This window comes from Floccifex sp., assembly GCF_051873555.1.
Classification (GTDB): Bacteria; Bacillota_I; Bacilli_A; order Erysipelotrichales; family Erysipelotrichaceae; genus Floccifex.
The window spans coordinates 18,088-27,957 of record NZ_JBJEEY010000156.1 but is presented as its reverse complement, the minus strand read 5'-3'; the positions used below and the strand labels follow the sequence as shown (position 1 = coordinate 27,957).

The following is a 9,870-nucleotide window of genomic DNA, read 5'->3' as shown; positions in this document are numbered from 1 at the left end:
AAGGAGAAGTATATTGTAGATGACCGGTTAGATGGGTCAATTACAATATACCAGGTATTTATGCGCTTATTTCATATATCTGATTTACATTTAGGCATTCGATTAATGAACTATGAACTCATTGAAGACCAAAATGACATACTTTTACAAATAGTTCAATACATTCAACAATACCAACCTGATTGTTTACTGATTGCAGGAGATATTTATGATAAATCCATTCCATCAACAGATGCTATTGAACAATACAATGCCTTTTTAAATGCTATACGAAAAGTAAAACAAGACATCGCAATTTTAGTCATTGCTGGTAATCACGATAGTGGACTTCGAATCAATCAATACCAGAAAATTTTATCGCTTCAAAAAGTATATACAGTGGGTAGTTTACCGATTCAAAAAATTGATTTTAAAGATGTATATGGACCCTATTCTATTTATTTATTTCCATTTGTTCGACCCAGTCATGTTAAACAATATTTAAATATGGACATAGATGAATCTCTTTCGTATGACAAAGCCATTCATCTTTTATTAGAACAAGAAAAAATAGATGAAACACAAAGAAATATTTTAGTTTCCCATCAATTATACTTACCACCAAAAACAGATATTTCATCTATTGAACGCAGTGAAAGCGAAATACAAACGGTAGGCAATATTGATGTAGTTTATAGTGACTGTCTACAAAAATTTGATTATGTTGCCCTGGGCCATATTCATAAACCCATGACTGTTAAAGAACATTATATTCGTTATGCAGGTTCTATTTTTCCGTATTCTATTAGCGAACAAAATCAAACTAAACAAATTTTAATGGTGGATATAAAAGAAAAAGGATATGTTTCCATTCAGTCTCTTCCCTTAAAACCCAAACGAAACATAAGAACAATTACAGGATTTTATGAAGATATTATTTCACAAAATAGTGATGATTATGTTCGTATTGAATTATTGGATCAAAAAGATTTAAATTTTATTGATATGCAAGAAAAAATTCGTTCTTGTTTTCCTCATGTTTTAGAAATACAAAGAAAATATAGTTCTAAACTGAACTATGATATGCATTTAAATGTCCAGCAAATCTTAAATCCATTTGAATTGATTTGTGAATTTATTCAAGACGTAGATGAACAAGATAAAGAAATTATTCAGAAAATAATTAATGAAATAGGAGGCATGGAATGAAACCACTAAAATTAGTGCTGCAATCTTTTGGGTCTTTTGTCCATCAGGAAATTGATTTTTCACAAATGCAGGAAAATTTATTTTTAATAAGTGGAGATACAGGAAGTGGAAAAACAACTTTATTTGATGCCATGGTTTTTAGCTTATATGGACAACCTGGATCAGATTTAAAAAGTAAAACAAATCTTCAAAGTGATTTTGCACCTGTTGAAATGGAACCCTTTGTTCGTTTTGATTTTGAAATTCGAAATCAAATCATTTCTATCATTCGTAAACCTAAACACAAGCGATTAAAAAAACGTAAATCTAAACAAGGAGAAGATTATATTTGGGTCAATGAAAGTGTGGAATTATATATAGATGGAGTTGTCTATACAGAAAAAGATGTAAATGCCAGAATAGAAGACATTGTTGGCTTAACAAAATCTCAATTTATGCAGATTGCCATGATTGCTCAAGGTGAATTTCGAGAATTATTAAAATCGGATAGCGATAAGAAAAAAGAAATGTTTCGTAAATTGTTTCATACAGAAAAATATAATGTCATCATTGAAACTTTAAAAGAAAGATATCAGGAATATAGTAAAAAAAATAATGAAACTCGTATTTTTATTCAAACGCAATTGGGTTATGTAACATTTTATAGTGAATATCTTGAATCTTTAAAAGAAGGAAATTTAGCTGACTTTGATTTGTTTTTAAAAAATTTAAAGAAACAATTGGATCAGTGTCAAAAAAAGAAAGAAGAAATTGAAAAAAAATATCAGGCACAAGTGATTCAAAAAGACAAAGTACATCAAAAATATTTACAAGCGAAAAATGATATGGAATCCATTCAAAAAAGGAAACAAGCTCAAAAAGAATATGATGATTTGTGTTTGCATATACAAGAAATGGAGAGTCTTCGTACTCAAAATGAATGCATGAAACATTGTTTTGAAATTCAGCCTGTTTATGAATCTTATCAAAGAAGTCAACAAGAACAGAATCGTATTTTGTCTCAAATACAAATGGATCAGAAGTCTTTACCTGAATTAAAGTTTCAAAAAAATAAATATGAACAAAATAATATGTCTTTAAAAGAAGAATTAGATATTCATAAACAAAATTATGCAATATTTAAAAAAGAAAGTGAATCCATTTTACCTTTATTTCAAAAAGAAAAAGAAATTCGAAAAGAAATAGAGATTTGGAATGAAAAAAATAAACAATGTATTTGGGAAAGTTATTTTGATGAACGCAATGAATTGAAACAAAGAATAGAAGACAAACAAATGATAAAAGAACAATATAAGAATGCAGTAAAAGATTATCTGGAAATCAATGATTTTTATCAGAAAGTTTGTCAATATCAAAAATATAAAATGGAATATGAACAATTGAATCTTGATTTTCAACATCAAATTGAAATCGTTCAAAATTTAAAAATGAAAGAAGATGAAGCTTTTCAATTGTATATCAACAATCAAGCTGGACTCCTGGCTAAAGATTTAAAAGATAATATGCCTTGTCCTGTTTGTGGTTCTTTTCATCATCCCAATCCATGTGTTTTACCACAGACAGATATTTCCAAAGAAATAGTGGATTCTTTTAAGAAAGAATTGGAAAATGAAAAGGCAAAACTAGAGTCTTTATCTTCTTCTTTGGGAAGTCTTCATAAGATGATGGATTCTTTATCAGATTGTAAAGGACAAGAAGTTGAAGAAATCAGGAAATTGGTTGAAAAAAGGAAAAATGAAAAAGATGAATTTGAAAAGTTGGAAAGGAATTTACAGGATTTGATAAATCAAAAAGAGAGTCTTGAAGCGAAGTGTCAAAAGGAATTTAATCAGAAATTATTAATTACAGCTAAATTACAGAAATATCAAATTCAATTGAAATCCATTCTAGATCAAATAAAAGATTATCAATCAGAAGATGAAATTGTTTCGCGTTTAAATCAGCTGGAAAAGAAAATGAAATTATTTTCGAATTTATATGATGAAAAATGTAAACAAATCAATGATTGTTCGCATCAGATTTCGCAATGTGAATCGCGTTTGATTGAAAATGAAAAATTATTGGAATTGAAACGAAAAGAAGGAATGGAATTTGAAAATCAATTTAAAGAATCTTTAAATCGTTATCATTTAGAACAATCTGTTTTTCTTCAATTGATTTCTACTATATCTAAAAAAGACTATGAAATTAATTGTCAAATGGTTTTGGATTTTGATCAGAAAAAAGTGAAACTAGAATCTATTCTTCAATCGATTGAAGAAAAAGAAGAAATTCCTTTAGAGCCTTTATTTCAGCAATTTCAAATTCAAAATCAAATTGTGAATAAAATATTAAATGAAAAAAATCAATTAGAGATTTTATATCAACAAAATCATCGTGTATATGAAGAATTAAAGAAAGTGTCTTCTTCTTTTCAAGAAGACTTAATTCTTCAAAATAAATATGAAAAACTCTATAAAAAGTGTTCAGGAAATGTATCTAGAGATGCCAAAATGGATATTGAAACTTTTGTTCAGCGTTATTATTTGAAACAAATATTAATTTGCGCCAATCAGCGTTTTGAAAAATTAAGTGGCTATCAATATCAACTGATTTTAAAAGAAAGCGATGACTTTGGAAAAGTTAGAAACGAAGGATTGGATTTAATGGTGCATTCTTTAATTACTGGACAAAATCGAGATGTATCCACTTTATCGGGTGGAGAATCGTTTATGGCGGCTTTGTCTTTGGCTTTGGGAATGGCCGATCAAATTCAAGCTAATGTTAGTTCTTTATGTATTCAGATGATGTTTATTGATGAAGGTTTTGGTTCTTTAGATGATGCAAGTCGAAATCAATCGATTCGGGTATTAAAAGAAATGGCACAGGATAATAAATGTATTGGTATTATTTCCCATGTGAATGAATTAAAGAATCAGATTGAAAATCAATTACTGGTATTAAAAGATGAAAAGGGAAGTCATGCGAAATGGAATTTTCTCTAAGTTTGTAAGCGTTTACGTGTTATAATAAAATCAATTGGAAGGGAGTGGATAAAGAAAATGAATCGATATCCTTCTTTGTTTGAACCTATTCAAATAGGAAAAACCGTGGTAAAAAATCGTATTTTTATGCCACCGGTTTCAACAAATCTTTGTGCTAAGAATCATTATATTAGCGATGCCTTGATTGAACATTATGCTTCACGTGCAAAAGGAGGTGTAGGATTAATTATTACAGAAGTCACAACTGTTGAACCTGTATATACATATTTGCCAGGTGATATTTCAATTTGTGATGATAGTTATATTGATGGATGGAAAAAATTAGCAGATGCCGTGCATCAATATGGATGTAAAATCATGCCACAGTTGTTTCATCCAGCATATATGGCTTTTCCTTTACCAGGTACGCCTCAACTCATTGCACCCAGTCATGTAGGACCTTATTATGCCAAAAGCGCCCCTCGTGTTGTAACAATTGAAGAAATTCATGAACTTGTAAAACAATTTGGACAAGCCGCAAAGCGAGCCCAAATAGCAGGTTGTGATGGCGTTGAAGTGCATGCAGCTCATGCCCATGGTTTATTAGGTGGTTTTTTAACACCTTTATATAATAAGCGATACGATGAATATGGTGGCGATATCAATGGTCGTTTACGAATTGTTTTGGAAGTCATTGAAGAAATTCGTAAACAATGTGGTGATGATTTTATTATTGATGTTCGTATTTCCGGGGATGAATACAGTGATGGTGGATTGAATATCAATGATATGATCTATGTTTGTAAACAACTAGAAAAAGCAGGCGTAGATTTTATTCATTGTTCTGGTGGAAATACCATTAAACGTGCTTCTTCTATGCCGGCTCCTGGAACCAAGCAAGGATCTCATTGTTTATTGAGTGAAGAAATAAAAAAATACATTCATATTCCAGTTTCAACAGTCGGACGAATCAATGAAGCCTGGATTGCCAATGAATTAATTGAAAACGGAAAAGCCGATATTTGTATGATGGGACGTGCGAATTTATGTGACAGTGAATTTGCTCAAAAATCATTTGAGGGAAGAATTGATGAAATTCGTCCTTGTATTGGATGTGGGCGCTGTTTAACAGGGGTCATGTTTGGAAAACCAGTAGGCTGTACTGTGAATCCTTCAGTGGAATCCAATAAAATTGAACCAGCTAAAGAAAAGAAAAAAGTATTGGTTATTGGAGCAGGTCCAGCTGGAATGGAAGCGGCTTATGTTTGTGCAAAACGTGGACACGAAGTTGTATTGTGTGAAAAGTCAAATGAAATGGGTGGTCTTCTTCGTTTGGCTAGTGTACCAATTGCTAAACAAGATTTAGCCAAAGTTATTAAGTTTATGGTTACGCGTTTAAAGAAAATCAATGTGGATATTCGTTTGAATTGTGAAGTGACCCATGAAATGCTGGAAAATGAATTTAAGGACTATGTTGTTTTAGGAACAACGGGTGCTGAGCCAAAAATATTTGATGCGTTTATGTCTTTTAAAGATACAATGACAGCCGATGATATATTAGCTGGAAGAAAAGTGCCAGGTAAAAATATTGTGATTATTGGTGGAGGAAGTGTGGGATGTGAAACAGCTGATTATTTAGCACCACTGGTAAATGACTTATTCCCAGCCAATCGAAATGTGACAATATTAGAAATGACAAATGCATTAATAACAGGAGAAGGGGGAGCTGCCAAGAGTGTTTTAACGCGTCGTTTAATGGAAAAAGGCGTTCATATTGAATTGAATGCCAAAGTGATACGTGTAGACCAGGATACAATTGTTTATTCACAAAAAGGAAAAGAAGTTGTGATTGATGATGCAGATTCATTGGTGTTGGCGATGGGTTATGTGCCTGTTCCAATTGAAAATGAAGGAATAATTCAAATTGGTGATTGTGATAAAGTAGGAAATTTAAAGGATGCGATTGGTAGTGCTTATGAAGCATCTATTCGTTTATAGGAGAAAATATGGCAAAAGAATCGAAATTATTACAGCCCATTCAAGTTGGGAATTTAACTTTAAAAAATCGAATTATGTTTCCCCCTCTAACAACGGGATACGAGCAAAGAGATGGATCTATTGGTCCTCGTAGTTTTAGTTTTTATCAAAGATTAGCCAAAGGGGGAGCGGCTTATGTTGTGATTGGGGATGTGGCACCTGTCAATACCGCAAGTCCAACCCCAAAATTATTTGATGATCGACAAATTCCTACGTTTAAGAAATTAGCCGATGCGATGCATGAATACGATTGTAAACTGGCTTTACAGTTATTCCATCCTGAATATGATGTTCCAGGTGTTGGAAAAATGATTATGCAGGCGCGTATGGCAGGTATGGAAGCGCAGAAATTAAAAGCGGCTGGTGATATGGAGGCTTTTTCAAAGAAAATGGAAGAAAGTCAGAAATTGACAAAAGATGCGTATGCGAAATTACACCATGATATGAAATTTTTTGTCAGTGAATGTAGTCATGAACAATTGAATCAAATCAAAGAAGCCATTGCTGCCAGTGCGAAACGCGCCCAGCAAGCGGGTGTGGATGCCATCGAAGTGCATGGCGATCGTTTGTTAGGTTCTTTGTGCTCGACTTTATTGAATCATCGAAACGATGAATATGGTGGATCCCTTGAAAATCGTGTTCGCTACGCTTTAGAAGTGGTGCAAGCTATTAAAGAAGCAGCACCAGAAATGATGATTGAATATAAACTTCCAATTGTTACTGTAAATGAAGACGGCTCATATCGTGGAAAAGGTGGCTTAATTGAAGAAGAGGCTTTGATTTTTGCACAATTACTGGAAAAAGCAGGTGTCGATATGATTCAGGTAGCACAAGCCAATCATACTGGAAATATGGGAGATACGATTCCTCCAATGGGTTCCATTGCCTATAACTGGACACTTCCAATTGCTCGTAAAGTTAAAGAATTAGTTTCTATTCCGGTTTCAACAGTTGGTCGTGTGATTTCCGTTGAAGCAGGTGAAAAGATTCTAGAAGACGGTGATGCAGATATCATTAGTTATGGTCGTTCGTTATTAACGGATCCAGATATTGCTTTAAAGATTGAAAGAAATGAACCAATTCGTGAGTGTTTGAATTGTAATAAGGGATGTGTCGATGCGATTCAGAATCGTAAATATATTTCTTGTGTTTTAAATGCAGAAAATGGAGATGAAGAAACAATTTTTATCAAGCCAAATGAAACACCAAAAAATATTTGCATTATTGGTGGTGGAATTGCTGGATGTGAAGCAGCTCGTGTTTGTGCTAAACGAAATCATAAAGTCACTTTATTTGAGGCAAGCAATCGTTTAGGTGGTCAAATTAATTTAGCTGCCATTCCTCCTAGAAAAATGGAAATTCTTCGTTCGATTAAATATTATGAAAAGATTTTACCAGACATGGTGGATATTCAATACAATACAAAACCAAGTGTAGAAACAATCAATTCTTTTGATGAAGTCATTGTGGCCATTGGAGCACAAGACTTTATGTTAAATATTGAAGGAAATACTTCAAATGTTGTATCGAGCTGGGATGTATTGAATGGAAAAGTGGATGTACAAGGTAAAGTGGCAGTTATTGGTGGTGGATTGGTTGGAACGGAAACAGCTGAGTATTTAGCTCAAAAAGGTTGTGATGTTTCCATTATTGAAATGACAGATAAAATCGCAGCACAAGAATCAGGAACGATTTTACCTTTGATTCAAAAAGATTTTAAAGAACATAATGTAAAAGAATATGTGAATACAAAAGTTTGTGGAATTTCAGAAGATGGAAAAACAATTTTAGCGAATAATCCAGATCCAGTTCAAATTCCATGTGATGTGATTGTAATGGCAGTTGGATCTAAGAAAAATAATTTTGATACAACAGGTATTCAAATTCCAATTCATTTTGCAGGGGATTGTGCAGGAGAGCGTACAGCTGATATTGCCAGTGCCATTCGAAGTGCTTATCATTGTGCCAATGAAATTTAAGAGTGTCTTTGACACTCTTTTCCATTTTTATTACCAAATAAGACAGTTTTGTTTATGTAGAAGAAATTGTTGTTATAATGAAATCACAAAAGAACTAAAGCCATTAGTTCTTGTACAAGTCCTTATAGAAGCTCTCTGAAACAATAATGAATAAGGAATTGTGCAAATGAATCCTCCGAAAAATTTAGATTTGTGATAGAAAGAGGGATTGATGCCAATGGACACAGCAGATTTATTCGGATCATAAATAGACGAACTGATAAAAAAATTGTTGGTTCGTCTTTTTATTTGTGTAAAGGCTTACATATTGTGTTATAATGTACAAAAGAGAGGTACCAGGCACATGATTTTTACGAGTATTTTTAAAAAGGGAAGTTTTGAGCCCTTAGATTTAAATGAAAAAAATGTCGTTTCTTTATATAATCGTTGTTTACCAACGACTACAACAACTGATTTTGAGCCATCAACTTTAATGGCAAAGCCAAATTATTTTAATGTCGTGGATCGTCTTCAGTTTGATAAAAACAAGATTAATAAAGAGCGTAAAAATATTATGTATTTAATGGGGCAGCTACGAGATGTTCATAAACATAAATATTTGATATTGGATCATTCGATTTTAAAATATGATGGAACACAATGGACACAGAATCGAGAAGTGGAATTGCAGTTGCTGCATTTATGCAAAGCATTGGATTTACTGGATCCATTTGATGTAGGAAAACGTGGTTTAATGTCTTATTATCATGAAGATATTATTCCGACTTTAAAACCAGATGATCCTTCATTTAAAACGTGGTATAAAGAAAGTTACAGGTGATTTTTATCGCCTTTTCTTTTACAATATTTTTATGATTAAAAGAGTATATATTGAAATCACAAATGTATGTAATTTGAGATGTTCTTTTTGTGATTTTCATAATCGAAAAATAAAAGAAATGTCTTTGGATGAATTTGAACATGTGATTCAGCAAGTTAAGCCTTTGACGTCTTTTATTTATTTACATGTGCAAGGGGAACCTCTTTGTCATTCGAAATTTGAACAGATTTTACAGATTTGTGATCAATATGAAATGAAGGTTCAATTAGTCAGCAATGGTTTTTTATTGCCTTTTTTTGATTTTCATCATTCTTCGATTCGAAAAGTATCTATTTCCATTCATTCAATTGATGAACAAAAAATGGATTGGGAAATCTATATGAAACAAATTCAATATTTTATTGATATATATAGTTCTTGTTTCTATATTGATTTGCGTTTCTGGATTCAAGATCAATGTAAAGAAAAAACAAAACGTTGTTTGGAATATCTTCAAAGTCAATATGAATTTCAGGCAATGAAACAAAATAATTCATATAAAATTAAAGACAATGTATTTGTGTCTTTTGCGACTTCTTTTGAATGGCCCAATCAAGCCAATAATGAAAAAAAACATGGTACTTGTTTAGGGGCAAAATCAATGTGTGCCATTTTAAGCCATGGTCAAGTGAGTATTTGTTGTTTAGATGGACATGGAAAAATTAATTTGGGAAATGTATTTGAAAAATCTTTACAATCGATTTTAGAATCCAATCGATATCAAACAATTATTCAGGGATTTAATCAAAATAAATGTATAGAATCTTTGTGTCAAAATTGTACATATCGCAATCGATTTTAGGGCAAAGTTTTCTTTTTTTGCATATCAAAGATAATTTAGCTA

General features: G+C 32.0%; 6 protein-coding genes. All 6 read left to right on the top strand.

Features of this window, described 5'->3' with window-relative positions:
* Positions 1–1,188, top strand: a 1,188-nt coding sequence (locus ACI32A_RS08840; protein WP_439754693.1) for an exonuclease SbcCD subunit D, incomplete at its 5' end; no start/stop codon positions are given.
* Positions 1,185–4,172 (top strand): AAA family ATPase, encoded by a 2,988-nt coding sequence (locus tag ACI32A_RS08835; RefSeq protein ID WP_439754692.1) that lies wholly within the window; start codon positions 1,185–1,187, stop codon positions 4,170–4,172. The genes ACI32A_RS08840 and ACI32A_RS08835, both read left to right, overlap by 4 nt.
* 57 nt (positions 4,173–4,229) lie before the next feature.
* Entirely contained in the window at positions 4,230–6,149 is a 1,920-nt protein-coding gene (locus ACI32A_RS08830; RefSeq protein ID WP_439754691.1) for an FAD-dependent oxidoreductase, read from the top strand.
* A gap of 8 nt (positions 6,150–6,157) precedes the next feature.
* Positions 6,158–8,167 (top strand): bilirubin reductase, long form, encoded by a 2,010-nt coding sequence (gene bilR / locus ACI32A_RS08825; protein WP_439754690.1) that lies wholly within the window; start codon positions 6,158–6,160, stop codon positions 8,165–8,167.
* Positions 8,168–8,510: 343 nt separating this feature from the next.
* The gene (locus ACI32A_RS08820; protein WP_439754689.1) at positions 8,511–8,987 is read left to right on the top strand and encodes a hypothetical protein; all 477 of its coding nucleotides are present in this window, start codon (positions 8,511–8,513) and stop codon (positions 8,985–8,987) included.
* A 31-nt stretch (positions 8,988–9,018) separates the two neighbouring features.
* Positions 9,019–9,828: a radical SAM/SPASM domain-containing protein gene (locus ACI32A_RS08815; RefSeq protein WP_439754688.1), complete on the top strand. Its 810-nt coding sequence runs from the start codon at positions 9,019–9,021 to the stop codon at positions 9,826–9,828.
* The last annotated feature ends 42 nt before the right edge of the window (positions 9,829–9,870 follow it).

What these genes read in the sequence shown, in the direction of transcription:
- ACI32A_RS08835 (WP_439754692.1), top strand. Translation starts at nt 1,185, where the DNA reads ATGAAACCACTAAAATTAGTGCTGCAATCTTTTGGGTCTTTTGTCCAT.
- ACI32A_RS08830 (WP_439754691.1), top strand. Translation starts at nt 4,230, where the DNA reads ATGAATCGATATCCTTCTTTGTTTGAACCTATTCAAATAGGAAAAACC.
- bilR (WP_439754690.1), top strand. Translation starts at nt 6,158, where the DNA reads ATGGCAAAAGAATCGAAATTATTACAGCCCATTCAAGTTGGGAATTTA.
- ACI32A_RS08820 (WP_439754689.1), top strand. Translation starts at nt 8,511, where the DNA reads ATGATTTTTACGAGTATTTTTAAAAAGGGAAGTTTTGAGCCCTTAGAT.
- ACI32A_RS08815 (WP_439754688.1), top strand. Translation starts at nt 9,019, where the DNA reads ATGATTAAAAGAGTATATATTGAAATCACAAATGTATGTAATTTGAGA.